We start from the raw sequence: 26,971 nt of genomic DNA on the forward strand, positions 1-26,971 counted from the left end.
GGTCGGCCGGAGCGCGCGCCTGGCCGGGGTCGCGGCTTTGTTTCTCAGCGGAGCGGTCTCGTTCTCCTCGCCGCTGCCATCCATCCTCTCGGCTACCATCCATCCTCTCGGCCGCACCGTTCGTCCCCTCGGCCGAAGAGAGGATTGGATCTCATGTTCTCGTTCACCGACCCGTCCCCCGGAGGCCCGACGATCGCCCCCGCGCCCCGGCGGGAGAGGATCGCCGTGCTCGGCGGCGGGATGGCATCGCTCACGGCGGCCTTCGCCTTGACGGAGACGCCGGCGCTGCGCGATCGCTACGAGATCACCGTCTACCAGGAGGGCTGGCTGCTCGGCGGCAAGGGCGCGAGCGTGCGCAATCGCGCCATGCACGGGCGGATCGAGGAGCACGGCCTGCACCTGTGGCTCGGCTATTACGAGAACGCGTTCACCCTGCTCCGCAAGTGCTACGACGAGCTCGGCCGCCCGGCCGGCGCGGCGATGGCCACGCTGCGCGAGGCGTTCCTCAAGCACAGCGCGATCGTCGTCGAGGAGAAGACCCCGCGTGGCTGGGAGCACTGGAGCGTCTCGTTCCCGCAGACCGACGAGTGGCCGGGCGACGGGCGCCCCCTGCCGAGCTTCGCCGAGAGCCTGCGCGCCGGCGTGCGACAGGTGCTCATCTACGCGCGCGCCTTCTTCGGCGAGCTCGGCGGCCGCCGCCCCGACGTCGACGACGCGGCTGCGCAGCTTCGAGGGCTCCTCGAGCCCGCGCTCGCCCCCGGCGCGCCGCTGCTCCTCGGCGCCGCCGCGCGCGCGCTCGCCGAGGGGCTGCGGGCGCTGATGGCGCGGCTCTGGACCGCGGCGCGCCGCGACGTCGATCTCGACCCCGGCCTCCGGCGCCTGTGGGTGGTCTTCAACTTCCTCGGCGCCGTCCTCGTGGGCGCCCTGCGCGACGGCCTGGTCGGACCGGACGCCGATTTCGAGGCGCTCGACGACATCGAGTTCAGCGACTGGCTCCGTCGGCACGGCGCCTCGGAAGTGACGCTATCGAGCGGCCTCGTGCGCGCGTTCTACCACCTCGCTTTCTGCGACGGAGACGGCGCCGGCGCCGGGCTCGCCCTCCTCGGGATGATGCGCATGTTCACGTGCTACCGCGGCGCCGTCTTCTACAAGATGCGCGCGGGCATGGGCGAGACGGTGTTCTCGCCGCTCTACGAGGTGCTGCGGCGGCGAGGCGTCCGCTTCGAGTTCTTCCACCGCGTGCGCGGCCTCGAGCTCTCCGCCGACCGGCGGGCCGTCGAGCGGGTGGTCATCGGCCGGCAGGCCACGCCGAGATCGGGCGAGTACCGCCCGCTCATCGACGTCGGCGGGCTCCCGTGCTGGCCCGAGGCGCCGCTCTACGAGCAGCTCGTCGAGGGCGAGGAGCTCGCGCGCCGCGGGGAGAACCTCGCCTCGTTCTGGAGCGACTGGCCCGACGTCGAGCAGCGCATCCTGGAGCGCGGCGCGCACTTCGATCACGTCCTGCTCGGGATCTCGATCGGAGCGCTCCCGTCGATCGCGCCCGAGCTCATCAAGGCGAGCCCGCGATGGCGGCGCATGATCGAGCACGTCAAGACGGTGCGCACCGTCTCGTTGCAGCTCTGGGTGAGCCAGCCCGTCGGTCGGCTCGGCACGAGCGCGCACGCGCCCGTCGTCGGCGCCTACCGGGTGCCGCTCGAGACGTGGGCCGACATGTCGCACCTCGCTCCGGTCGAGGGCTGGCGCGCCGGCGAGGGCGTGCAGGGGATCCTCTACGCGTGCGGGCAGCTCGGCCATGGCGACGATCCGGTCGCGGCGGGCGATCCGCGCGTGGACGACCTCGCCGCGCTGGAGCGCACCGCGCTCGATTTCCTGGAGAAGGACCTGGGGCACATCTGGCCTGCCGGACGGGAGGCCGCTGGCGGCGTGCGCTGGGACGCCCTGTTCGATCCGGAGGGGCGCGCCGGCGCCGAGCGCTTGCGCGCGCAGTACCTGCGCGTCAACGCGAGCCCATCGGATCGTTACGTGCTGTCGGTGCCTGGCTCGCAGAAGCACCGCATCGCGCCCGACGATACGGGGTTCGAGGGCCTCGTCGTCGCGGGCGACTGGACCCGGACCGGCTACGATCTCAGCTGCATCGAGGCCGCCACGATGTCCGGCCTGCAAGCGGCGCGGGCGCTCGGCGCGCCCGTGGAGGTCCTCGGCGAGGTCCGGCGCCAGCGGGCTGTGCCGCGGATCGAGCTCCCGCGCTACGTCGACCGCCCAGGCGAGATGGCGCTGAGGTCGCCCTACGTCCTGGAGGACGTGTGGATGACCGCGCTCGTCCTGCGGGCCGAGCAGCGCGCGCTGCGCGCGCTGCTGGACCGTTACCTGAACGTGCCTGCGCGCGGGCACGTCCGGTACGTGCCGGCGGCTCCCTTCGTCGTCCTCGCCGCGGCCTTTGCGGGGCGCGCGTTCTCGGGCGATCCCGAGCACCGGCGCGTCGGCACCATGCCGGAGACGGACATCGCCTTCTGGGTGCCGGCCTGGGCCCTCGGGCGCGGTCGCGGCGGGTTGATCCCAGAGCGCCTTGTCTGGTTCCTCCCGCACGTCTTCGTCTCGACCGGCGCCGCTGCGGCCGCGGGGCGCGAGATCTACGGCTTCGCCAAGAGCGTGGTCGACGTCGACGTGCGCCGCACCGGGTACGCGCTGGATCGGCTGTCGGTCGTGGGCGAGGTGATCGCGCGGCACGCGCCAGACGCGCGCGGCGGCCCTGGCCGGATCCTCGAGGTCACGCGGCGCGACGCCGGCCCGATCCCGCCGCGCGCGCGCGCCGTCGACCGGCTGTTCTTCGATGCCTCGGGGCCGCTCGGCGGGCTGTCCCCGTGGCTCACGCCGATCTCGCGCCGCCTCGCCGCGAACGAGGTCACGCTCGCCTTCCTGAAGCAGTTCCGGGACGTCGAGCACGCCGATCGCGCCTGCTACCAGGCGATCGTGGAGGCGAAGGCCAGGGTCACGGCGCTGCGCGGCTTCGGTCCGCTCCCTGGCACGCTGCGCGTGGACTGGGATGATCACGACAGCCACCCCTTCTCGGCCGAGCTCGGCCTGGCTCCCGGCGGCCAGGAGGCCCTCGCGGCCGCGTGGGTCGATTTCGACTTTGTGATGGAGTCGGGCCGCGAGGTGTTCAATGCGGCCCGCGACGGCGGCAGCTCGGCGCGGCTCACGGCTTTCTGACACGGCATGGCGAGCTCCGGGTGGGCACGAGAGCCATGCCCGCAGCTCGGCGCCTGTCTCCGACCGCCGCTCCGGGAGCCTGGGCGGCTCCGTCCTCGTCGACCATGCCCCGGCCCAAGGGGCTCTCGGTGCCGCCGAGGCGCCTGCCGTCCGGCGGCCAGCGAACCAAGCTCACTCCATCTCGATGTCGTCGATCCACATCCCTGCGTTCGCCTTGTCGAGCTCGATTTGCAGGATGGAGGAAGACTGGGGTGCGTAGAAGCCGACCGCGGCGACGAGGGCGCCGTCGACGTACAGACTGGCTCTCTTGGTGGTCCAGTCGATGTTGCGCAGCTCGATGTGGTACCACGTGTTGGCCCTGGCTGTGACGCCGTGGAAGGTGCCGCTCGGCGCAGCCACGCCGACCCTGCTGCTGTGGAAGCCGAGCCATGCCACCTGACCGCCCGTGTCGCCGCGCAGCACGACGCCGGCATGGTAGGTGCCGAGCACGGTCGCGGTGCGGAGCCAGAAGCTCACCCGCGTGGGGCGCGCCGCGTCCAGCGAGCGGAACGCGAGGTCGTTGTCGCCGTCATAGTAGAGGCTGCGGCTGCCTTCCGCGGCGTGGGCGTCGGTGACGTGGAGCTGCACCCTCCCCTTGCCAAACGTCCAGTCGCTGCCGTCGGTGGTCTCGAAATCGTCCGCATACCAGTCGTCGCGGCAGGCGCCCTCGAAGCAGCGCTGACCGGCGGCCGCGCAGTCGATCCCCCCGGGCGCGTACGTACCGTCGTGGTTGCAGGTCGTCGCCACCGAGCCGTCGCAGGCGGGTCCCGGCGCGCAGGCGCAACCGCCGAGGGAGCTCGAGCAAACCTCGGGGTGCTCGCAGAGCCTCACACGTGTGCTCGAGTGCCCGTCCGGGCCGCACAAGGCGACCTCTCGATCGTTCGTGCAGAAGTTGGCGCCGGGCGTACATCGTTGGGTGGTGCGTACCGGGTACTGAGCCAGCTGCTTGACGACGACGCGGCCGTCCTGGATCCAGGCGCCGAAGACACGTGGGATGGCGTGCCTGCTGCCGAGGTTGTTCACGAGGATCCGGCCCACGACCGCCATGTCCAGATCCTTCGTGCTGTGCCCGGCGCACGCCAGCGAGAGCCCCTCTTCGAGCTTCGGCGTCGACATCGGCGGGAACGAGCCAGTACCGATGCGCACCGTGTCCTCGGTGAGCGACCCCGACCAGCCGAGCAGGTAGTCGTTGTTGCCGAGGAGCGGGCGCTCGTCGGGCTTCCTGGCGCGGAAGTGCGGGAGCGTGGGCCTCGACGCGACCTCGAGGGGCGCAGGGAACGACCGAGGAACGCCGCCGACGAGGCGCGACGCATGGAGGCGCCGGCCCTCGCCGACCCTGGCCGTGTAAACGACGAACGGGACATTGCCGTGGAGCTGGAGCGCGGGCTCCGCGGGGTCCTGTTCGGTACCGACGCGCTGCACGGATCCGGACGGCAGGAGCGTGTCAGCGTGCAGGCGCTGGTAGTAGAGGGCCGCATGGCCGAGGCGGCTGTCGATCCACGCAACGGCAGGGGCACCTGACGAGACGTCGGCCACGGCCAAGGTGGCCTCCGTCACGTTGCCTTCGCCTTGCGTGACGTCGACGACGTCCGACGCCGCCCCCAGCGAATCGAGCCGCAGCGCTCGCAGCCGACCGACGCCGGAGACCTCCTCGATGAACGTGACGACGATCCTGTCGACGTCGTATTGCGCGATTTCCACCGAGTGGAGGCCGGTGCCCGCGTGCAGCTCGCCGCCCGTGAGCAAGGCGCCGTCGTCGCTCACCTGCGCGTACCGCAGCGAAGCCTGGTCCTCGATCCAGACGACGTGCGTGTTCTTTCGCGTCTCGCCCACATCATTTTCGCGGACGAGCGCCGGCCGCTCCGCGTCAGCGCCCGCCGTGGAGAGCTGGAGCGGCGCGAACCCGGGCACCACCTGAGGCTCACCCAGGAAGTAGCGACCGGAGAGCGCCAGCACGGGGCCGCCCGTGAGCACGGCGACCCCTTTGCCCGCCACGACGTCGCGATAGCTCACCAGGACGACGTCGTCGTTCCCTGTGATGCGCGGCGACTCCGGCGCGGTGGGGTTCTCGCTCAAGACGTCCGGCACGAACTCCGAGAACGAAAACTCGATGCCGACTTCGGACACGTAATCCGTGCAGGTCGAGGAGCTGCACACGTTGAGGACATAGGCTGCCCACAGCGTCGCATTCGGGCGATCGACCTGCACGAAGGCCGGCTCCACGTGGCCATCGTTCGGGCCGTTGTAGCGGGTTCCGACGAGCGAGGCCGCCGGTCCTTCGCCAGAGAAGCGCGGGACGATGGAGAGTTCGGACCGGGCGTACTTGCGGTTCACCTGCGCAGCCGAGGCGCGAAACGTTATCACGACAGGGCCGCAGGCCGGCACGAGCTCCGCCGCGGCCCCGTTCCAGTACTGGTCGCCGGTTCGTCCGGTTCTGTAGCTGACCGAGAAGGGGTACTCACGGGGGCAGCCGGGGGTGCCATTGTCCGCCTCGAGGCAGCACGAAGCGACCGGGGAGGTGAAGCAGCTCGCGCGACAGTTCGTCTCGTTCAGGAGCCACGTGTTGAAGCAGGTTACGTTGTTGGCGCACGACCTCGAGGAGCCGGCGCACACCGCCCTCGTCACGCAGTCGCTGTTGCAACCATCGTTTTCGACGCGGTTGCCGTCGTCGCAGGCTTCGCCGCGTTCAATCGTCATGTTGCCGCAGACGGGCTCGTCGCCGCCGCCGCCGGTCCCAGCGCCGCCGCCCGTTCCCGCGCCGCCTCCGGTGCCTGCGCCGCCCGCTCCCGCGCCGCCTCCGGTGCCTGCGCCGCCCGCTCCCGCGCCGCCTCCGGTGCCTGCGCCGCCCGCTCCCGCGCCGCCGCCGGTCCCAGCGCCGCCGCCCGTTCCCGCGCCGCCTCCGGTGCCTGCGCCGCCCGTTCCCGCGCCGCCTCCGGTGCCTGCGCCGCCCGTTCCTGCGCCGCCTCCGGTGCCTGCGCCGCCCGTTCCTGCGCCGCCACCCGCCGCGGAGGCACCGCCGGTCGCCGAAGCGCCGCCCGTCGAGGAGGCTCCACCCGCGCCGAGGTCACCGCCGCCGGCAGCGTCACCGCCGCCGGCAGCGTCGCCGCCGCTGCCGGCGTCGCCGCCGCTGCCGGCGTCGCCGCCGGTTCCCGTGTCGCCGCCGGCTCCAGCGTCGCCGCCAGCGCCTACCGCGCTCGTCTGGCCGCCGGTGGCATCGCCGCCGCCTTCCGTTGAGCCGCCGCCACGACCACCCGTGTTCGACGAGCCGCCGCCGCTTGTCGCGCCCCCCGTCGCAGCGTTGCTCGTGCTGCCGCTCGGCGAACCGTCGCCCCCCTCGCCATCAGGCTCGACGGCCCCGCCACCGGGCCTGATCTCAAGACAGGCGACGACACACGTCAAGAGCCAGGCCTTCGATAGATTCTTCAGGAAACGTGTCATGCGTGATCCTCGGCAAGGAGCGACATCGGCGCTCATCAAGCGACACGACAGCGGTGGACACTGGAGGCTAGCAAGTCCAAGCGCGATCAGAAAGTCAAGCACCTCGTGATGGCCGTCCCGTCGTCCCGTCACGCTGCACGCGCTGGTTGTCCTGGCACCAAACGTCTCGGCAGCGCCTCGCGCGGTCAGAACCGATCTTCGGCAGCTCGGGGAGCGCAGGCTGCGCGGCGGGGGTCTTCGTCTCCTCTCATTGCCTCCGCCCCGCGATGTGTCTCTCCTCGCGCATGCTCGCTCGCGCGTCCGCCGGCCGCAAGCGCCAGGACACAGGCGATAGGACGTTGCCCATCCGAGCCTCGCACGAGACATCTCCCGTCCGCTCTCGGCGCAACGGGCGAGCCCGCGATGGCGGCGCATGATCGAGCACGTCAAGACGGTGCGCACCGTCTCGTTGCAGCTCTGGGTGAGCCAGCCCGTCGGTCGGCTCGGCACGAGCGCGCACGCGCCCATCGTCGGCGCCTACCGGATGCCGCTCGAGACGTGGGCCGACATGTCGCATCTCGCTCCCGTCGAGGGCTGGCGCGCCGGCGAGGGCGTGCAGGGGATCCTCTACGCGTGCGGGCAGCTCGGCCATGGCGACGATCCGGTCGCGGCGCGCGATCCGCGCGTGGACGACCTCGCCGCGCTGGAGCGCACCGCGCTCGATTTCCTGGAGAAGGACCTGGGGCACATCTGGCCTGCCGGACGGGAGGCCGCTGGCGGCGTGCGCTGGGACGCCCTGTTCGATCCGGAGGGGCGCGCCGGCGCCGAGCGCCTGCGCGCGCAGTACCTGCGCGTCAACGCGAGCCCATCGGATCGCTACGTGCTGTCGGTGCCTGGCTCGCAGAAGCACCGCATCGCGCCCGACGACACGGGGTTCGAGGGCCTCGTCGTCGCGGGCGACTGGACCCGGACCGGCTACGATCTCGGCTGCATCGAGGCCGCCACGATGTCCGGCCTGCAAGCGGCGCGGGCGCTCGGCGCGCCTGTGGAGGTCCTCGGCGAGGTCCGGCGCCGGCGGGCCTACCAGGCGATCGTGGAGGCGAAGGCCAGGGTCACGGCGCTGCGCGGCTTCGGTCCGCTCCCTGGCACGCTGCGCGTGGACTGGGATGATCACGACAGCCACCCCTTCTCGGCCGAGCTCGGCCTGGCTCCCGGTGGCCAGGAGGCCCTCGCGGCCGCGTGGGTCGATTTCGACTTCGTGATGGAGTCGGGCCGCGAGGTGTTCAATGCGGCCCGCGACGGCGGCAGCTCGGCGCGGCTCACGGCTTCCTGACACGGCATGGCGAGCTCCGGGGGGGGCACGAGAGCCATGCCCGCAGCTCGGCGCCTGTCTCCGACCGCCGCTCCGGGAGCCTGGGCGGCTCCAGGGACGCGTGGTGCGTGTGCAACAGGCCGTTCTGGCCGCGCTCCGCCGGGCCTCAGGCCGGCGCGCTCGTCGCTCCGCCGCCCTCCGCGCCCGCCCCGGTCGCCGGCGCTGCCGTCGCGCCGTTCGCCGCCTCGCCCTTGGTGCCGCCGTGCGCGCGCCGGGCGCCGGACTCGCGGTGGGCGTCGAGCGGGCGGAGGGCCCTCCGGACGGTCTCGAGCGTCGCGGGGTCGTCCTCGTCGACCATGCCGACCACCTTGGTCGCATAGCTCACGATGGCGGCCTGGATGGCGCGCACCACGGTGCCGAGGTTGGATGTCGCGGCGGCCTCCTCCTGCGCGACCATTTCGTCGCGTTGCTTCTTCATGGCGTGGAGCTCCAGCTCGGCGGCTGCGATGCGCCGGTCGAGCTCTCGCACGGTGAGCCGCAGGGGCAGATGGAAGGCGCGCGGGAGGCGGCGGGCCGAGCGAAAAGGAGCGTGGAGCGTCGGGACGGCGTCACGCCTCGTCGTGAGCGTCGAACCGAGGGCGTTTACGCGCTGCGACGAAGGCAGCGGCCACAGCAGAATTCCCCGCCGTCCATCCCGAACTGCGCATCATTTCGGCTGCGTACTGGCCTTGACGCGCCGATGCCTCGGGGGTTGTTTGGTAGGGTCCATGGTTACCAAAATATGTCGTCTTGCCCAGCCGTGCGATGTCTCGGCGGGCCTCCTGGGAGAAGCTCATGAGAAAGCGTTCTTTTGTGAGTCTCGAGGCAAGCATGATTCGCTGCGTCGCGCGGGGGCTCGGCGTCCTCGCGGTCGGACTCGGCGCGCTGCCTGCCTGTAGCGAACATTCTGGCGCGGGGCAGTCTGCCGGATGGTCCTCCGCGCTCCCCACACGCATGGATGCCCCCGCCGACTTCGACGCGGTGGTGCGCGATTTCCGGCTCGCCTACCGGCCCGAAGCCGACGCCTTCGTGGGCGGCGGCGACGCGTACGACGTCCGGTTCCACGCGGGCGCTTTCGAGGTCGCGCATCGGCCCGCAGATCGGAGCGTCGGGGCATCCGCACATTTCCGCACCGTGACGATCACGCGCGGCGGCCAGGATTTCGCGGGCGCAGCGAACCCACGCGTCGCGCCGGACGGGCACCTCGCGATTGCACATGGCGCGGTGGAGGAGCACCTGCGCAACACGAGGGAAGGCGTGGAGCTGTCGTATTCGTTCGCCGAGCGGCCCGAAGGGCCAGGCGATCTCCTGGTCCGGGTGGAGGTCTCCGGCATGGAGCACACGGGGGAGACGGCGTCCGGTCACCATTTCATGGATCCGGCGACGCACCTCGGCTTGCGTTTCGGGATTGCCACCTGGATCGACGCGTATGGGGCCCGTACCGGCGTCCCGGCGCGCGTCGCGGGGGGCGCGATCGAGCTGTCCGTGCCTGCGGCGGTCCTCGAAGCGTCCACCTATCCGGCGGTGCTCGATTCGCTCGTCTCGCCGGAAACCGGGCTGGATCAGCCCGTGCTCACCCGAGCCGCAGAGCCGCAGGACCATCAGGCCATCGCGTATGGCGGCGGCCAGTACTTGCTCGCCTGGCGCGACCAGCGCGCCTACGAGGCTCGTGTCTTCGCCGCCCGCGTGAAGCACGACGGCACGGTGCTCGATACGTATGGCATCCCGATCGCGGCGGGCTCGAGGCCAGCGGTGGCCTCGGACGGGGAAGATTTCCTCGTCGTCTACGAGGGGGTCGGCGGTATCTACGCGAGGCGGGTCGACGCCAACGGCCAGCTCGTGGGGAGCCAGTTCCAGGTCAGCCCGGGGGGCGGGGTATATCCTGACGTGGCCTTCGACGGAACGAATTACGTCGCCGTCTGGAGCGACCTCTTCAATACCTCTCTCGCGCGCGTCAGCCCCGCGGGCGCGGTCCTCGACCCGAGTGGCGTGCTCGTCGGGCCCAGCCTGGGCCTTCCCCTCGAGACCCCCTTCAACAACCCCGCCGTCGCGTCGGCCGGACAGGGCAGCTCGCTCGTCGTCTGGAGTGACGGGCGTATCTGGGGACGGCGCGTCGATTCGCAGGGCGCCTTGCTCGATCCGATGCCATTCGCCATCAGCCCGCCGCTCACCGGAGACGAGCCCGCCGACAAGCAAACGGATGTCGCGTTCCTTTCGGGCTCGTATTTCGTCGCCTGGACGCGGCGTGACGGGCTCTTCGGCCCGCAATCGATGGGCGCGGCGCGCGTCGATCCGGCGGGCACGGTGCTCGACCCGGCGGGGATCCTCGTCGCGGACCAGGTAGAAGTGGATTCTTACTTCTACGGCACCTCGGTCGGGTCCGACGGGACGAACGCGGTCGTGCTCTTCGGGGTCGGCGTCTACTCGGACGGCTCCAACGTGCTCGGCACCTTTCGCGTCCGCGTCGACGCAGGGGCGACGGTCCTCGATACCGCGCCCGTGCTGCTCGCGCCGGGCGCCATCGAGGCGGACATGACCGTGGCCCCCTCGCCCTCGCTCGCGACATCCACCGTATGGGACGTGAACGACGGGCCCCCCATGAATACGTTCATCGCGGCGACGCGTGTCGATCCCATGGGCGCCACCCTCGATGTCCCGGGGATCGTCGTGTCGAAGAGCGCCAACGCGCAGATCACGCCGGACGTGTCGTTCGACGGGACGAACTTCCTCCTCGTCTGGACGGATACCAGAGACTATGACCAGGCGGCCTCTCCTGGAAACGAATACCTCACCGATGTCTGGGCGGCGCGGGTGAGCGCGTCCGGTGACGTGCTCGATCCGAGCGGAATCCAGATCCGGAAGGCGGTGGGCTGGGACGTCGCGCCGCGAACGGTATTCGACGGGCAGAATCACGTCGTCACCCTTCTCCACGCCGATTACCTCTCCGACTACAATCCCCCGACCTGGGAGCCGCAAGTCGTGCGCGTGAGCCCCGCCGGCGTGGTGCTCGACGCGACGCCCCTCGCCGTGCCGGTAACGTCGAATTCGCACTGGAACGACCCCATCGCGGCGGCCTCGGACGGGACGCAGACGCTCCTCGCGAACGACGATGGTCAGGGCATTTCGGTGGCGCGGGTGCTGCCGGACGGCACGCTCGCGGCTCCGCCGGCGTTGCTCGTCGACGAGTCCGGCAATTTCGGGACCATCTTGCCGACGTTGTCGTACGGCGGCACCAATTTCCTCCTCGCATGGAGGGACGGGGTGGACGGCAATGACCTCGTCGCGTCGAGGGTCTCGGCGGCGGGCGTCCTCCTGGATCCGATGCGCCTGCAGATCTCGGCGCCGACGGAGCAGGTCGGGCGGAGCGCCATTGCGTACGGGGGCTCGGTCCACCTCCTGGTCTGGCCGGAGACGGTGATGGGGGGCTCCGTGCTCCGCGCCGCGCGCGTCGACGACAATGGAACGGTGCTGGATCCGGGCGGCTTCGTGCTCGCCACGGTGCCGGGCCTGGAAATCGAACCCTGTTCCTGGCACGACGCGACGAACGCATACGGCGTTTGCCCGTCGGTGGTCCACGACGGCAAGAGCTTCGTCGTCGCGTGGCGTTCGCCTCCGGACATGGCGGGCGTTATGCCTCCGGACCTCTTCGGGGCGCGTGTCGGCGAGGACGGCACGATCCTCGAGACGTTCAACGTGGCGAACGACCCCGAGGTGGAGGGCCCGCCGGCGCTCGCCTCGCGTGGAAATGGCAAGACGCTCGTCACCTACGCGCGTTTCGCCCCGGGAGCGCCGCTCTCCGCATACCGCGTGTTCACGCGTTTGATTCGCGTCCCGCAAGAGCTCGGCGAGGCGTGCGACGTGGCGGAGGATTGTGCGTCGGGCGCGTGTGATGCGGGCGTCTGCGTGACGCCGACCATGACGGGCAGCGGCGGCGCTGGCGGCGGCAGCGGCGGCGGCGGTGGCTCCGGTGGAATGGCCGGCGCCGGCGGCGCGGGCGGCGAAGGGGGAACCGCCGGGAATGGCGGCAGCGGCGGCGGCGGCAGCGGCGGCGCCTGCTCCTACCGCGCGGCGGGCGACACGCCTCACATGGGCGAGGCGCTCGTGGTTCTTGCGATGAGCGGGCTCGCCGTCGCGCGCCGGAGGCGGAAGCGCTTCGTCGCTTCGTGACGGCCGGTAGGAGGTCGCGCGGAGCTGGGGCCCTGCCCCAGGCCCCGGCAGGGGCTATCCGCCCCTGCACCCGGACCAGGCACGGCCTGGACCGATGTGGGAAGAACTGCGCGATGCGCAGTTCTTCCCGCGGGCCCGTGAGAGCCGAGCGCTATCCCTCGCCGCCCGCCGTCCTCGATCTCCGCGGCGCGGCTCTGGAGCACGGGGATCCGCAGCGCGCGGCGCTTGTCCTGCTGCGCGCCCCGAGCGCCTCGGTCACGGCCTGGATGTCATTCCCGGCGGGAGCGGTCTCCGGAGAGAGCAGGGATTCGACGATTGTCGTGGGGAGCGTGGGTGGACGTGCGTCAGGGGAGGCTCCTCGTCGTGGGGAGCGAAGGTGGATGGGCGTCAGGGGAGGCTCCTCGCCACGGGGAGCGTGGGTGGACGTGCGTCAGGGGAGGCTCCAGTAGGGTACAGCTATACGGTAGGATGCCTTCCGCTTGGTGCTACGTCGCGGTAATCCCAGGCGTTTCAGGCGTGGAAGACCTGCCTGATCGCATAAGGCCCGTTCTGTCAATGAGCTCGTACCGTCGGACTGCACGAGTCAGGAACGGCTCCGAGAATCTTGACTTTGCGGAACGCGTTTGCTTGTCCTATCCGCTCCGGCTCGATATCGAGGGCTTCCCGGAGATCCGCGCGCTGCGCGAAGAGGTCGTGCGCCTGCGGGCCGAGGCGCGCACGCACGACACGGTGCTCGTCGGCGAGAGCGAGCCGATGCGCTTCCTCCGCGCCAGCATCGCCCGGGTCGCCGCGACCGACGTGCCGGTGCTGATCGTCGGCGAGACCGGGACCGGAAAGGAGCTCGCGGCCAGGGCGATCCACGAGCACAGCCCGCGCGCGAGAGGGCCGTTCATCGCGGAGAACTGCAGCGTCTTCGCCGAGGGCGTGCTCGCGAGCGAGCTGTTCGGCCACGAGGCGGGGGCCTTCACCGGGGCCGCGAGAAGAAGAAGAAGACGAACGACCGATGAAAGGGCGAACGGCGCCCGGGCCGCCGGCGTCAGCAGCGATGTCCTTGATGTCCTGAGGCTGGGCGCTTGAAGCCCGGAGAGCCGATGCCTACGCCAGGTGCACCCACGAGCGCGCGCGCCTGGTTCAGCCCTTGCATTGCCCCATCGAACAGCGTGGGAGGTAGTGCGAATGCTGGCGCTCACATACCATGGACCGAAGAACGTCCGCGTCGAGGAAAACCGGGAGCCTCGGGTTCAACATCCGAACGACGTGGTCCTGCGCGTGAGTCGCGCCACGATCTGCGGATCGGATCTGCACCTCTATCACGGCTACGTGCCTGACACGCGCGTGGGGACCATCTTCGGCCATGAGTTCACCGGCGTCGTGGAGGAGCTCGGGGCCTCCGTGCAGACCCTGAAGCGCGGCGACCGCGTCGTGGTGCCGTTCAACATCGCCTGCGGGACGTGCTTCTTCTGCCAGCGAGAGCGCACCTCCGCGTGCGAGAACACGAACCCGCTCACGACGCTCGCCAGCGGGATCTTCGGTTACTCACACACGACCGGCGGCTACCAGGGCGGCCAGGCCGAGCGCGTCCGCGTCCCCTTCGCCGACGTCGGCCCCATGAAGATCCCCGACGACCTCTCGGACGAGGACGCGCTCTTTCTCTCGGATATCCTCCCCACGGGGTACCAGGCCGCGGAGATGGGAGACATCGGCCCCGCGGACACCGTGGCCGTCTTCGGCTGCGGGCCCGTCGGCCTCGTGGTCCAGCGGTGCGCCTGGATCCTCGGCGCGCGCCGGGTCATCGCCGTCGACTCGGTCGGTTACCGCCTCGATTTCGCGCGCCGGCACAACAAGGCAGAGACGCTCGATTTCAGCGAGACCCCTGATGTCGTGTCCGCGCTCCGGGACATGACCGACGGCCGCGGGCCGGACGTCTGCATCGAGGCGGTCGGCCTCGAGGCGAACGGCTCGGCGCTGCACGACGTGCTGGGCAAGGCGCTCAAGCTCGAGGCCGGGTCGCCCGTCGCCCTCAACTGGGCGATCCAGTCGGTCCGCCGCGGCGGGAGGGTCTCGATCATCGGCGTCTACGGGCCGCCGTGGAACCTCGTCGACGTGGGCGCGGCCATGAACAAGGGGCTGACGATCAAGGCCGGACAGTGCGACGTGAAGCGGTACATGCCCCGCCTGCTCGAGCACATCCGCAGCGGGAACATCGACCCGAGGGCGCTCATCACCCACCGCGTCCCGCTCGAGGCGGCCGCGGAGATGTACCGGGTGTTCGCGGCGAGGACCGACGGGATCCTCAAATGCGTGCTCATCCCGCGAGGGGCCAAGTGAGCTCTGCCATCGAGGAGGAGGCGATCATGGAAGCCGAGATCGTGCTGCCGAGAGAGCTGCCGTACTGGGGAGTCGACCTTTGCCCCGAGGACAGGCCCGGCGTCCCGAGGGAGGTGCCGCCGCGCATCCTGGCGAGCGCGCACTGGCTCGAGCCCGAGCAGCAGCCGATCGAGGGGCCGCTGCTCAGACACCCCGGGCGCGCCCGCCCGACGCCGGTGTTCAGCACGGCATTGCCGCCGAGAGGAGCGAGCGGCGTGCTGCGCCGCATCGCCTACAAGGTCCCGGATCACCGGCTCTCCCACTGGGTCGCGCTGTTCATCGCGGATCGGGTCGACGTGATCGAGAGCCTCCCGCTCCTCTTCGATGGACTCAAGAGGCGGGCCGTCAGGGCAGGCAAGCCCAGGCGCACGGCGTCACAGCGCGCGTGACGAAAGGCGTGCTCGCGTCGATCCAGCGTGGCACACGCGAATGCCGGATCGGGACCAGGGCCCCCGGGGCCATGGCGGCGAGGAGCCGAGCGCATGCGCACTGGATCGATGGAAGCTGAAGGCCAGGAGAGCTCGGGCATGCGGCGCGTGATGTCCGGCGCCGCCGAGCAGGCGGCATGGTCGCGCGCGAGCAGGCGGTCACGCGGTGTGTCCCCGGGGTCGTCGAGCGCTGGGAAGGCGTCGTGGACTGCGCGGTCAAGATCGTCGGTGTCAGCGACGACGCCGAGGTGCTGGAGCGCTGCGAGTCGGGCCTCCAGGGGGCCTGCGCGTTCTTCTCTGCGTCACGCCCCGCGCCCCATTGCATCGAGGTGATGCACCCGCGGGCCAACTCCGGAGAGGTCGCGAGGACCCTCTCGGCGCGCCTCGGCCTCTCCGGCGCGGCCATGGCCACGATCGGCGAGCTGCCCGACCATGTGCTCATGTTCCGGGAGAGCGGGCTCAGCATCGCCATGGGGCAAGCGCGCGCCGTCGTGCAGCGGCAAGCCCGCTTCATCACGCTGTCGAACGCCGACGAGGGCTTCGCGCACGCCGTGGAGACCGGGCTGCTCGCCACGGGCGGCGGCGGCCAGTGAGGGACGAGGGGGAACGCGCCATGACGCCCCCACCCCCGCAAGCAGCCGCTCCAGCTCGGCCGCGCACGAGAATGCGTGTCGGAGGCGAACCTCGATGTCCCACGTCGTGCAGTCCGCGGCGCCCGGCCCCGCCTACGCGACGCGCCTCTGGCTCAAGAGGTCCCTGGCGAGGCGGACATAATCGGACGAGGTGACGATCCCGACGACGTGGAATCGATCGTCGACGACCGGGAGACACCCGATCTTCAGGTCGAACAGCTTGGCGGCAGCCTCGGCGGCGTCCGTGCCGGGGCGCACCGTCTCGACCACCCCGTGCATGATCTTGGCGACATGGAGCTTGGCCTTGTACTCGATCTCGTCGTCCTCCGACGGCACGCTGATGCTCGGCGGCGACGCCTCGAGCACGTCGTGCCGGCTGACGATCCCGACCAGCACGCCGCCGTCGGTCACGGGCAGGTGCCTGATCTTCTCGCGGTTCATCATCTGCTCGGCGCGCTCGACCGAATCGGTCGGAGCGACCGTGAAGACCGGGTGAGTCATGATCTCATCGACGCGCATCGGTTTCGACCTCCTCCGCCGCCGGGCGGGGCGCCCCCGGCGGGCGGCGCGCGGCGCAAACCCAGCGTCTGCGCCGCCCGCTCGTGGCCCTCCTCGGTCTGAACATTCCGATCGGCCATCTCGCCATCCCCCGCCGAAGACCGCCCCGCGCGCCCCGAGGACGCGCGCTGGGCGCGGTCTCCGGGCCGGGGCGCCTGTCACATGCTGGCCACCGGCCGCTGTCGCGCGGTGGTGCCGATCAGCAGCATCGAAATGCCGCTGACGAGGACGTCGACGCCGACGAGCAGCCCGATCGCCCACGCCCCGGTGCTCGGCCAGCCCCACCAGATCAGGACCCCGAGCGCCAGCGCGAGCAGCCCGTCGAACAGGAGCCAACCCCAGGCGGGCATCTCGCGATGCTGGAGCGCGCGGACGATCTTGAGGAAGCCTTCCACGAAGAAGAAGGCCGCGAGGATCAAGGTCAGCGTGACCGTGCCCGTCACCGGGAAGACCATGATCAGGACGCCCGCGGCGAGCTGGATCAGGGCGCTCGCGAGCGACCAGCCGGAGTTGGCCCATCGCCGGTGCTGGATGGCGTGGACGCCCTGGAACACGCCGCTCGCCACCAGCACGGCCCCGATGGCGACCGCCGTGACCAGCGAGGCGATCACGGGCATGAGGATCGCGAGAGCGCCAAGCACCAGGAGGGCGATGCCGAGCCCGATGAACGAGCCGCGGTGCTCCCGCAAGGTATGGGGCTCGACCAGTCGCAATCCGAAGCTCGTCGTACGAACAGGGTCCTCCCAGCGATCAGCCATGTGTGTACCCTCCTCTTCCCGGAGCTGGAGTTTCGCCGAAACCGTGACCGTGAATCGAAGCCCAGCGCCTCACCGGCGTGCCTGCTCGCCGCAATGAACGCCATGCGCTCCGCCGAGAGCGCATGAGCCGGGCGAGGCACGGCAGGGGCCGGGCCACGGCGAACAAGGTGCCGCCCCCGAGCGGTGTCAAGTGACCCCAGGGCGGCCGGTCTCGCGCGCCCGTGATCAGGTTGCTCACCCCCTCACGCCCGGGGGGACGGCGGCCGGCCCTCCCCGCTCACGCCCGGGGGGACGGCGGCCGGCCCTCCCCGCGGCATGGTTCTACCAGCGATCCGCGCGGCCGGGCCGCTCAGCCGGCGAGCCAGCGCAGGAGCGCGCGCCCGCGCTCACTCGTACCACGTCGGCACGATCTCCCGCACCTCGGCCAGCGCGGCGATACGACAAACCTGGTCCCATGCCCCGTCCTCGAGCGCGCCATGGCGCGCCGTGCACTCGGCGTCTCCCGTGGGGAAGAAGTACAGGGTCTCTGCGGGCACATCGCACCTGGCGCGGCCCCTCGACGAGCCGGCCCGGATCGCGGGCGCGATGCCCCGCACGCGCGCGAGGAGCGCCGCGTCGTCCGACGGCAGGCAAAACTCCAAAGATCCATCGTTCACGCACCCCGTTTCCCTGGTGAACGCGAGCTTCTGGGTCGGGCACGACGGCGCAGGGGGCGGAGGCCCCTCGACGCCCCCGTCCCCCGGCGTCGACGGCGGCGCCGACGTACAGCTCGCCAAGCACGCTATCAGCCAACGAGAGATCGCGAATCGTCGCATGGATCCACTCCCCGTGTGCTCCGGCGGCGCACCTGCAGCCGATATCGCAGAGACGCTGAGACTGTCAACCCGGAGGTCCTGCAGTTTGGGCTTGACGTTTCAAAAACGCTTGGGTGTGCTTTCCCCCGGCCTCGGCGGGCTTCAACCTCGACCACCTCGGGCTGGTGCAAGAATGAACGTCCGACTCCTTCTCTCGCTGTCTGCGCTGGGCGCTCCGCTGCTCATTCCCCCGCGCCGACATCGGGCTCGACGAGGCATCGCGCGCGATCGTGCTGGAACGCGGATACTCAGGAAAATTGTGACCCACTTCAGCCCGAGGCTGGGATAACATCGCCCTGAAGGGGAGATGGACGCGCAGAAGACCGTGGCGCTCGAGGCGGAGCTGGACGTGTTGCAGAAGGAAGTGCAGCGCCTGCGCTCCCGCGTCGCCGAGCTGGAGGAGGCCGGCCGCGGCTTCCCGGAGCGCTTGCTCGACGCGCTGCCCAGCCTCATTTACGTGCTCGATCTCGATGAGGGGCGGTACGTTTACTGTAACCGGGAGCTCGCCGATCTCATCGGAGAGGGCGGCGGAGCCGCGGCAGACTCGCCCCGCGGCGACGGCCTGTCCCCGATGGTGCATCCGGACGATATCGGCCGCATCGAGGAGTACCGGGCTCGCGTGGCCGCCTCGGAGAGCGGGGAGCAGGCGACGGTGGAGTACCGCGTGCGCGGTCGCGACGGCGGCTGGCGATGGTTCCTCGAGCGAGGCGTCGCGCTCGGCCGCGATCCGGAGGGACCGGGGCGGCGGATGCTGGGGTCGGCGCACGACATCAACGCGCGCAAGCATACGGAGCAGATGCTCGAGCGGAGTGAGAGCCTGCTCCATGCGTTCCTCGAATACACGCCGTCCATGGTGGTCGCGGTGGACGCCGCGGGCCGGCTCCTCCTCGTGAACCGCGAAATCGAGTCGTTCTACAAGATGAGTCGCGAGGAATTGCTAGGGCGGGTCGTCTACGACCTTCTCCCGGCGCCGGCGGCCGCCTCGATACGAAAGGCCAATGAAGAGGTGGCGGCCGCCGGACGCCCGGGCGCATCCGAGCAGGTGCTCGTCTACCCGAACGGTCCGCGCACCTACCTGTCGACCAAGTTCCCCATCCGCGACGCCGAGGGGAAGATCTACGCGGTCGGGACGATCTCGGTGGACATCAGCCGGACCAAGCAGGCCGAGGCCGAGCGCGCGGAGATGCAGCGGCAGCTCATCGAGATGCAGCAGGCGACGATCCAGGAGCTCATCACGCCGCTCCTGCCGCTGGCGCCTGGCGTCGTCGCGATGCCGATCGTCGGGAGCGTCGACCCCGCGCGCGCCGGGCAGATCCTGACGACGTTGCTCGAAGGGATCGCCGACCGGCAGGCCAAGATCGCCATCCTCGACATCACCGGGGTGAAGGTCGTCGACGAGCGCGTGGCGCAATCCTTCGTCGACGCGGCCCGAGCCGCGGGATTGCTGGGCACCCGGGTCGTGCTCACCGGGATCAAGCCGCAGATCGCGCAGACGCTCACGACGATGGGCGCCGATCTGAGCGGCATCGTCACCAAAGGGACCCTGGAGAGCGGCATCGCCTACGCGCTCGGGCGCCAGCTCCGCTGGTGACCGAGCGCGCTCCCACCGAGAGATCGGGTGTGCGCGGGTACGCACAGGGCCTTCACGGCGTCGGCGGAGCCCGCGACGACCTCGTGAGAGCAGGTTTCTGGCGCCCCTGACGGTGTACTCTAGTGATGACATGCGCCCGCGCCCATGACGGGAGCGCGAGGCGCTGTCGGTACAACGTGCGATGTGACCCAGGAGGTTGCGTATGAAGCCTAGAGTGATGCCGTTACGTGGCGCGATCGTGGTGACCATGGCCGTCAGCCTGGTCGCGGGGGCCGCGCTAGCCCGCGGCGTGCCGATGCTGCAGGGTTACGATCCGGTGCCCGGCCCCTCGCCGTGGGGCCCTGACGACGAGGCGGGCGCCTCCAACACGCAGACGCCGGACAAGGTCCTCGAGGGCAAGCGCCTGATCAAGGAGGGCAAGGTCTATCGTCTGGGTCACGTCTACGAGCCGGGGATGCCGACGTTCCCGGGCAACCAGGGGCTCTCCGTGGAGGCCGGGCCGACCGCGGTCATCCAGCAGCAGGTCACGAACTCCGAGGTGATGCACGGAGAGTTCGGCCAGATGGGGACGGAGTTCGACGCGCTGGGCCATTTCGGCTACATCCCGCCCGGGAGCACGGACCCCGCCGACGCGCTCTTTTACAACCAGTTCACTGGCGCCGAGATCCTCACGGAGGACGGGCTCGCGCACCTCGGCGTCGAGAAGGTGAAGCCGCTCGTCACGCGCGGCGTGCTCCTCGACGTCAAGCGCTACGCGAACGGCGGGGAGACGCTCGCGTTCGGCCAGGAGATCACGCTGCCCATGGTGATGAAGACGCTGCGCGCGCAGAAGATGGACGCGCGCGACATCGGCGTCGGCGACGTCGTGCTGATCTTCACGGGCTGGGAGGAGAACTGGGAGCTCGGCACCGAGGGGTATTACACGCAGCCGGGCGTGGGGCTGGCCCAGCCGGGGATCGGGCTCGAGGTCGCGAAGTGGCTCTCATCGAAGGGCATCGCCTGCGTCGGGTCGGACAACTTCGGCATCGAGGTCCTCCCGCCGAAGCCTCCGGTGGCGCCGGGGGTGATCTTCCCGGTGCACCATCACCTGCTGGTGAAGAGCGGAATCTTCATGCACGAGGTGATGGTGCTCTCGGAGCTGGCCGCGGATCTGGCCGCGGAGCTCCAGGAGCGGCCCCACGGCCACAAGAGCCCCTACGAGTTCTTCTACGTCTACAGCCCGCTGCCCCTCCGGGGCGCGTCCGGATCACCAGGGATCCCGCTCGCGATCCGGTGAGCGGATCGGCGCGCCGGCGCCGCGCGCGCCCGCGTCACCCGGCGAAGAGTTGAGGGCCCCTGGAGCATTCCGCCGGCCGAGCGCATCCCTCGCCGCTCCTGTCCAGGACTTGCCACTGCGCGTCAGAGTGATTCACGCGGTGGGGCTCGCCGAGCAGGTTTCCAGTACGTGTCCGAGGCGTCTCTTCCGGCGGCGTCGAAGAAAGAGCCAGGCAGCATCGGCGAACTCGGCAGCTTCACCCGGGGTGCTCGGGATCGCTCGCTCGCTCGGCTGCTCTGGGTCTGATAGAATGGTCGTCGGCCATGCTCGAGCTCCTCCGCAACGCGCACCACACGGTGACGATCGACCCGGCTTCGCAGATCGCCCGGGTCACGAGGAGCGCGCTGCCGTCCGAGTCTGTCGCGCAGTTCGAGGAGCTGTGGATGGAGGTGAGCCGCGCGCTCGACCGGGTCGACCGCCATCGGCTGTGTCTGCTCATCGATCTGCGCGCCGCGGTGGGGCGGAACGACCCGCAGTTCGAGGCGGCGATGCAGCGGATTCGGCCGCCCGTGATGGGCCGCTTCCGGCGCGTCGCCATCCTCGTGCGGACGACCGCGGGGGCGCTGCAGATCCAGCGTCATTTCCGCGAGGACGGCATCGATCGGATGATCGGCAGCGACGAGGCCCGGCTGCTCGACTACCTCCGAGAAGCACCGGCGCGCATTCGTTGATGCGGGTCGCGATGGGCGCAGCCCCCAGACGCGCGCTGATGCGCCGTCTGCGATCTGCATCGAGGTGTCCTCCGTCCGGCGATATCCATCGCGGTGTCCCATGTTCCGTGAGGAGACGAGGATCCGAAGTCACCCGCGGCGCCGCCGCAGGGGGAACCGCCGCCAACCACGCTCCATCCCAGACCGACCCCCGACCCGCCCTCTACAGTGCTCAGGCGAGCCAGACGCGGCTCACCTTTCGTGACCGGCCGGCGACGATTTTTGTAACCTGGCGAGAATGAACGATTTTGTGGGCCGGCGACCGGGCCGCCCACGCGGGCTCTCGACGACCTCCTGGGCCGGTGAGGTGTCGCCCTCGACAGACGTGGCCAGTCGAAGACTGGGACGGATCACCACGCTTGGGCGCCGCGGTCCATGTCCTTTTCGAGTTTGTGCAGCCCCCGTACTCCGGTCTTCTCGTTTGTTGTGCGATGTGCTTGTCAGTTCGTGAATTCGACGTATAGTAGTATTCGAGTCGCGCCCCTGCCGTCCGCAATGTAGTCATGCGGCGTGTTGCAGCGCTCGTGTCGATCTGCCAGGTCGAGGCCCCATCCGTCCCGGTTTCGCTCTTGCGATGCCCTGGACGGTGTGTTCCGCGTTCGTCGATGCTCATGTCGCGGTGTCGCAGCCGACCGCCGCGGTCGTCCTCGGCCAGTAGGGTACAGCTATACGGTAGGATGCCTTCCGCTTGGTGCTACGTCGCGGTAATCCCAGGCGTTTCAGGCGTGGAAGACCTGCCTGATCGCATAAGGCCCGTTCTGTCAATGAGCTCGTACCGTCGGACTGCAGGAGTCAGGAACGGCTCCGAGAATCTTCTTTGCGGAACGCTGAAGTCATGTCTGCTCGTCCAGCATCGGAAGACAGGCTTTCGACCGAGGGGCTATCCGCGTGGACTCCATCGCGGTGCGGGCTCTCCCCAAATCCCCGGGGACGCGACGGATCGCGACGGATCGGCGCCGCGGAACAGTCCCGCGAGATCCATCACGGAACATCTCGCGCGAGCTGGGGCGGTCCGTAAAGTCATCAACCGGCGCTCAGCGAAGCCTACGTCCCACTGTTTGAGGCCGCGTGCCCGGACGAGCCGGCAGAGGACGCCCTCGCCGCGTACATCGACGAGGCGCGCGCCCTGCGCAGGTCCTGCGCGGCCCAGTGAGGAGGGCTCCGCCGGCGAGCAGCGGCGCGCGCCCGAGCTGCCGATCAGCGCCCGAGCACGTCGAGGAAGCGCTCCTCGTGAAACCCGATCGAGATCCGCGTGCGCGTCCCCTGCACGGCGCGCGCACCCCATTCGCCCTTCGCTCGATAGATCTCGACCTCGGCGAGGTCGCAGACGCGCTCGTCAAGCGCACAGGCGGCCGCGACGAGATCGTGCATCGCCTTGCCGACGCCCTTGTCGTCGAGGTAGCGGTCGAGCGCGTCGATCATCATCCTCAGACCAACCCGCGACGGATTGCTCGAGATCCGGCGATTCAGCGCGTCCTGCATGGATGGGGTCCACACGACCCCGTGGCACACGTTCTTCGAGACGAACACGCGCTGGTCGATCTGCGGTGAAGCGAGCAGCGCGAGCGTCTCCCGGGGCGCGCCGCCGGGGTTGAAGCTCGGGCAGGTGAGCCGGCCGCGGAATTTCTCGAGCGGTTCGGCGACCAGGTCATCGCCCGCGAAGCCGCCCTGCTGGACCCAGCGCGCGAGCCTGAGCTCGGGAACGTCCTTGAACGCCTTGCCGATGTTCTTGGGCGCCGCCCCGACGAGGACCGTGGCGTCCGGATCGCGCAGCAGCTCGGCAAGCAGCGCGGGGCCGATCGCGACCTCGCCGACCGGGTGCTGGAGGATGCCTTCGCCGTAACACGCGTGATGGAAGCCGGAGACACGCGCCTTCTTGCCATCGCTGGTCGCCCACCAGGACGGACCGTGCAGTGCGCCGATCGGGACATCCGGCCGGCCGCAGCGATCGAGCCCCCAGCGGACCAGCTGGCACTGGTCCTGCGAGCCGGGCGTGACGAGCACGCCGAGCAGCTCGACGCCGGGGTGATCGGCGAGCCAGAGCAGCGTCATGAAGTCGTCCGGGTCCGAGGTCTCCATCTCAAAGATCATGCGCCGCATGACCGCTACTCTATCCCATCACCCGACGAGCCGCCGCTCGAAACAGGCGGCTCGAGGAGCTGTATCGGCTCGGCATTCCAGCCCAGGGCACCATCACGTCGTCGTGCGTGCTCCGGGACTGCTTCCCCTGGAACAACATGAACGTCGGCAATCCGAGCGCCCGGCCGGCCTCCACCTGCACGGTCATGCCCATCAAGGAGCGTGCTCGGTAACACCCAGGACCGAGCCATCACGACGCTCGCGGTCCCACCCCTTCGGTTTGCTGCGCTACACTTCCTCGCGCTGCGATCCGGCTTGATTTGCCTACGCGCAGAGCCGTCATGCCGGATCGCGCACGTATGGCTGCCGCCCGCAGCCACCATGATGGCGTCGGCGAGCGTGGGGCCGTCTGGCGGGATCTGGCATCCAGGATCACCTCCGCCGCCCCCGCCGGACGCGCCCCCGCCGGACGCGCCCCCGCCGTCGCCCCCGCCGGATGCGGCGTCGCCCCCGCCGCCTTGCGCATCGATCGGACCGCCGCCCATTCCGCCGCCCGCGCCGCTGTCCGAGAAACGCCGGTCGGGAGCGGTGCATCCCGCCCCCGCGGCGAGGGTGGTGGCGATGACGAGAAGGGAGACCGTACAGCCCGTCTTCGGCAACGGCCTGGCGATCAGCGATCCGCCGTTCTGGCTGCGGCAACGGCGCATCATGCCAGTAGGGTGCAGCTATACGGTAGGATGCCTTCCGCTTGGTGCTACGTCGCGGTAATCCCAGGCGTTTCAAGCGTGGAAGACCACGCCTGATCGCATAAGGCCCGTTCTGTCGATGAGCTCGCACCGTCGGACTGCACGAGTCAGGAACGGCTCCGAGAATCTTCTTTGCGGAACGCGTTTGCTTGTCCTATCCGCCCACGCAGGCACCGCGAGCTTACCGGCGAGCACCAGCGCCAGGCCCGTCGAGGGCCGCTCGCTGCGCACGCCGCCGAGCCCCTGCAACATCAGCGCTAGCGCTTGCATCGAGCCGCGGACCTGGCTACGTCAGCGTCTCCGTGACTCCCGCCCCCTCGCCCTACGGTGTCCTAGGCCCCCTCGACGTTCCCCTCGGCCTCGGCCTGCTCCGGCTGGCCACGGAGGGGCGCCCCTCGGAAGAGGACGCGACCGCCGTCATCCACGTTGCCCTCGATCAAGGCATACGCCTCCTCGACACCGCCGACTCCTACTGCCTCACCGACCGCGAGGTCCACTATGGAGAGCGCCTCGTCCGCAAGGCGCTCGACGCTTGGTCCGGCCCGCGCGACGACGTGCGCGTTATCACCAAGGCGGGCCTCACCCGACCCAAAGGGCGATGGGTCCCGAACGGCAGCCGCGACCACCTGCGCCGCACGGTCGAGGGCAGCCTGAAGGCGCTCGGCGTCTCGCGGATTTTCATGCTCCTCCTCCACGTGGCCGACCCCAAGACCCCCCTCGAAGAGAGCCTCGCCGCCCTCGCCGAGCTCCAGAAAGAGGGCCTCATCGAGCACCTCGGCCTCAGCAACACCACCATCGCAGTGGTCCGCCAGGCCGAGCGGCACTTTCCGGTGCGGGCCATCCAGGAGGAGCTGAGCGTTCTCGATCGCGGCAGCGCCGCCCGAGGCCTCATCGAGCTCGCCAAGCACATGGGCATCCCGTTCCTCGCCCACCGGCCGCTCGGCGGTCACGCCAAGGTCGATAGCCTCCTCAAGAACCGCGCGATCAAGCCCATCGCCGCGCGGCACAGCATCACGCCCCACGAGGCGGCCCTCGCGGCCCTGCTCGATCTCGGCCCCCCGGTCCTTCCCCTGTTCGGGGCGACCAAGCGGGCGAGCGTCGAGTCCTGCTTGCGCGCGCTCCGGGTCCCCTTTGGCGCGCGCGATCGAGCCGACCTCTCGAAGACCAGCTTTGCGCCCACGGCCGATGTGCTGGCCTCGGTCGCGCCCCCCGTGATCCCCGCCGGCCTGCGCAAGCTCGAGCCCGGCGAAGGCCCGGGCGATGCGCCCGAGGTGGTCGTGGTCATGGGCATTCAAGGGGCAGGCAAATCGTCGGAGGTCGCCCGCTACACGGCCAAAGGGTACGCGCGCCTGAACCGCGATGAGCTCGGCGGCGCGCTCGACGGCGTGGTCAAGAAGCTCGGAGAGCTGCTCACCTCGGGGCAAACGCGGGTGGTCCTCGACAATACGTACGGCACGCGCGCGTCGCGCTATGCGGTGCTCCGGATGGCGCACGCGCACGGCGTGCCGGTCCGGTGCCGGTACCTGGCCACGCCCATCAACGAGGCCTACGCGAACGTCGTCCTGCGCGTCCTCGAGCGCCACGGCAAGCTGCTCGGGCCGGAGGACATGAAAGCGCTCGGCAAAGAGGATCCCAACCTGCCGCCGCCGCAGGCGCTCTCGCGGTGGGCCGCGAATTTTGAGGCGCCGCACGTGGATGAGGGGTTCTCGGTGGTCGAGGAGATCCCGTTTGCCCGGCGCGTTGATCCGCTCTTCACGGGCAAGGGCCTGCTCCTCGACGTCGACGGCACGCTGCGAAGGACAAAGAGCGGCGAAATCTACCCGCGCGACCCCGACGACGTCGAGCTCCTGCCCGGTCGGCGCGCGGTCCTGGAGCGCTGGGTCAACGACGGATATGCGCTCTTCTTCGTGTCAAACCAGAGCGGCATCTCGAAAGGATCGGTGACCGAAGAGGCTGTCCTGGCCGCGTTCTCGCGGACGATCGAGCTCCTCGGCCTGCCCGTGGCCGAGGTCGTGTACTGCCCGCACCCGGCGTTTCCGGTCGGCTGCTTCTGCCGCAAGCCCCTGCCGGGGCTCGGGATATCGCTGATCCAGCGCCATAAGCTCGCGCGCGAGCACCTGGTTATGGTCGGCGATATGGAAAGCGACCGGGAGTTCGCGCAAGCGCTCGGGGCGAAGTACATGACGGCCGAGGAGCTCTTCCCGGGCGAGTGAGCGCCCGCGATGGAGAGCTACCAGGCGCGCAGCGCCCCCCGTGGGCCCCCGCGGGGACGCGCCGGGCGCCGTCCTCGCCCAGGCAACCGGCCGTCAGCGCGGGCGACCCGTCGCTCAGGTGGCAGTCGCCGGCGAGGAGATCCGAGAGGAGCGGGTCCGCGACGATGTTCCCGTCCTCGCCGGCGACGATCACGTTGCCCAGGCGCTCGTTCGTAGGCGCCCGGACCCTTCGTTTGCGTAGCTCAAGGTACTGCAGCGGGGATTTGGCGAACTGTGACGGGAGCCTCCGCTGCGGGAGTTGCTGACAGCACCTCCCGACCCTAGCCGCTGGGAGCGTGAAAGAGGGCCACGTGGATGAGCACGGAAGCATCGAGGGTGCTCGGCCTGTGGGTCGAACATGCCGTTCCCTAGAATGCGCCTCCACGGTCCCGTTTCGGACCCCAGTATGCATCCAGGCCACCAGGGCGACCGCCGGCCTGTGAATGCGGATCGTCGATCGAGCCACAGCTCGCTCCTGCGGACGCGATGAGGCGCTC

17 protein-coding genes are annotated in these 26,971 nt (G+C 70.2%); 11 read left to right on the forward strand and 6 right to left on the reverse strand.

The window, feature by feature from the left end; translation table 11 throughout:
* The first annotated feature begins 153 nt into the window (after positions 1-153).
* Positions 154-3,210: an NAD(P)-binding protein gene (locus tag WMF28_RS31660; RefSeq protein ID WP_437597125.1), complete on the forward strand. Its 3,057-nt coding sequence runs from the start codon at positions 154-156 to the stop codon at positions 3,208-3,210.
* 171 nt (positions 3,211-3,381) lie between these two features.
* On the opposite strand, the gene WMF28_RS31665 is transcribed toward WMF28_RS31660, so the two are convergent.
* Positions 3,382-6,687, reverse strand: a complete 3,306-nt coding sequence (locus WMF28_RS31665) for a hypothetical protein (protein WP_437597126.1) — start codon at positions 6,685-6,687, stop codon at positions 3,382-3,384.
* A 412-nt stretch (positions 6,688-7,099) separates the two neighbouring features.
* Here WMF28_RS31665 and WMF28_RS31670 point away from each other — a divergent pair, with 412 nt between their 5' ends.
* Complete coding sequence (locus tag WMF28_RS31670) at positions 7,100-7,999, forward strand: FAD-dependent oxidoreductase (protein WP_437597127.1); 900 nt, start codon at positions 7,100-7,102, stop codon at positions 7,997-7,999.
* A 145-nt stretch (positions 8,000-8,144) separates the two neighbouring features.
* Here WMF28_RS31670 and WMF28_RS31675 read toward each other — a convergent pair whose 3' ends face one another.
* Positions 8,145-8,507, reverse strand: coding sequence for a hypothetical protein (locus tag WMF28_RS31675; RefSeq protein ID WP_437597129.1), 363 nt, complete (start codon positions 8,505-8,507; stop codon positions 8,145-8,147).
* Between the two features lie 464 nt (positions 8,508-8,971).
* Here WMF28_RS31675 and WMF28_RS31680 point away from each other — a divergent pair, with 464 nt between their 5' ends.
* The 5 genes from WMF28_RS31680 to WMF28_RS31700 all read left to right on the forward strand — a co-directional run bounded on the left by WMF28_RS31680 (position 8,972) and on the right by WMF28_RS31700 (position 15,572).
* Positions 8,972-12,184, forward strand: a complete 3,213-nt coding sequence (locus tag WMF28_RS31680) for a hypothetical protein (RefSeq protein ID WP_437597131.1) — start codon at positions 8,972-8,974, stop codon at positions 12,182-12,184.
* A gap of 627 nt (positions 12,185-12,811) precedes the next feature.
* Positions 12,812-13,261, forward strand: a complete 450-nt coding sequence (locus tag WMF28_RS31685) for a sigma 54-interacting transcriptional regulator (protein WP_437597132.1) — start codon at positions 12,812-12,814, stop codon at positions 13,259-13,261.
* Between the two features lie 99 nt (positions 13,262-13,360).
* Positions 13,361-14,512, forward strand: coding sequence for a zinc-dependent alcohol dehydrogenase (locus WMF28_RS31690; protein WP_437597134.1), 1,152 nt, complete (start codon positions 13,361-13,363; stop codon positions 14,510-14,512).
* A 26-nt stretch (positions 14,513-14,538) separates the two neighbouring features.
* Positions 14,539-14,940: a hypothetical protein gene (locus WMF28_RS31695; protein WP_437597135.1), complete on the forward strand. Its 402-nt coding sequence runs from the start codon at positions 14,539-14,541 to the stop codon at positions 14,938-14,940.
* Positions 14,941-15,116: 176 nt separating this feature from the next.
* Positions 15,117-15,572 (forward strand): HAD hydrolase family protein, encoded by a 456-nt coding sequence (locus WMF28_RS31700; protein ID WP_437597136.1) that lies wholly within the window; start codon positions 15,117-15,119, stop codon positions 15,570-15,572.
* A gap of 132 nt (positions 15,573-15,704) precedes the next feature.
* Here the strand turns inward: WMF28_RS31700 and WMF28_RS31705 are convergent, their stop codons facing one another.
* The 3 genes from WMF28_RS31705 to WMF28_RS31715 all read right to left on the reverse strand — a co-directional run bounded on the left by WMF28_RS31705 (position 15,705) and on the right by WMF28_RS31715 (position 17,703).
* Entirely contained in the window at positions 15,705-16,130 is a 426-nt protein-coding gene (locus WMF28_RS31705) for a CBS domain-containing protein (RefSeq protein WP_437597137.1), read from the reverse strand.
* Between the two features lie 197 nt (positions 16,131-16,327).
* Entirely contained in the window at positions 16,328-16,927 is a 600-nt protein-coding gene (locus WMF28_RS31710) for an HdeD family acid-resistance protein (RefSeq protein WP_437597139.1), read from the reverse strand.
* A gap of 386 nt (positions 16,928-17,313) precedes the next feature.
* Complete coding sequence (locus WMF28_RS31715; RefSeq protein ID WP_437597140.1) at positions 17,314-17,703, reverse strand: hypothetical protein; 390 nt, start codon at positions 17,701-17,703, stop codon at positions 17,314-17,316.
* A 385-nt stretch (positions 17,704-18,088) separates the two neighbouring features.
* On the opposite strand from WMF28_RS31715, the gene WMF28_RS31720 reads away from it, so the two are divergent.
* The 3 genes from WMF28_RS31720 to WMF28_RS31730 all read left to right on the forward strand — a co-directional run bounded on the left by WMF28_RS31720 (position 18,089) and on the right by WMF28_RS31730 (position 21,358).
* Entirely contained in the window at positions 18,089-19,372 is a 1,284-nt protein-coding gene (locus WMF28_RS31720; RefSeq protein WP_437597141.1) for a PAS domain-containing protein, read from the forward strand.
* Between the two features lie 202 nt (positions 19,373-19,574).
* Positions 19,575-20,648 (forward strand): cyclase family protein, encoded by a 1,074-nt coding sequence (locus WMF28_RS31725; protein ID WP_437597143.1) that lies wholly within the window; start codon positions 19,575-19,577, stop codon positions 20,646-20,648.
* A gap of 302 nt (positions 20,649-20,950) precedes the next feature.
* Positions 20,951-21,358 carry a hypothetical protein gene (locus tag WMF28_RS31730; protein ID WP_437597144.1) on the forward strand — a complete coding sequence of 136 codons (408 nt, stop codon included), beginning with the start codon at positions 20,951-20,953 and terminating at the stop codon, positions 21,356-21,358.
* Between the two features lie 1,236 nt (positions 21,359-22,594).
* Here the strand turns inward: WMF28_RS31730 and WMF28_RS31735 are convergent.
* Positions 22,595-23,488: a nucleoside hydrolase gene (locus WMF28_RS31735; protein WP_437597146.1), complete on the reverse strand. Its 894-nt coding sequence runs from the start codon at positions 23,486-23,488 to the stop codon at positions 22,595-22,597.
* Positions 23,489-24,524: 1,036 nt separating this feature from the next.
* Between WMF28_RS31735 and WMF28_RS31740 the strand changes: the two genes are divergently transcribed.
* A complete protein-coding gene (locus WMF28_RS31740; RefSeq protein WP_437597147.1) occupies positions 24,525-26,435 on the forward strand; it encodes an aldo/keto reductase in 1,911 nt (636 codons plus the stop codon).
* Positions 26,436-26,971 lie beyond the last annotated feature (536 nt).

Origin of the sequence: Sorangium sp. So ce590 (assembly GCF_051521365.1) — a bacterium.
Lineage (GTDB): Bacteria > Myxococcota_A > Polyangia > Polyangiales > Polyangiaceae > Sorangium.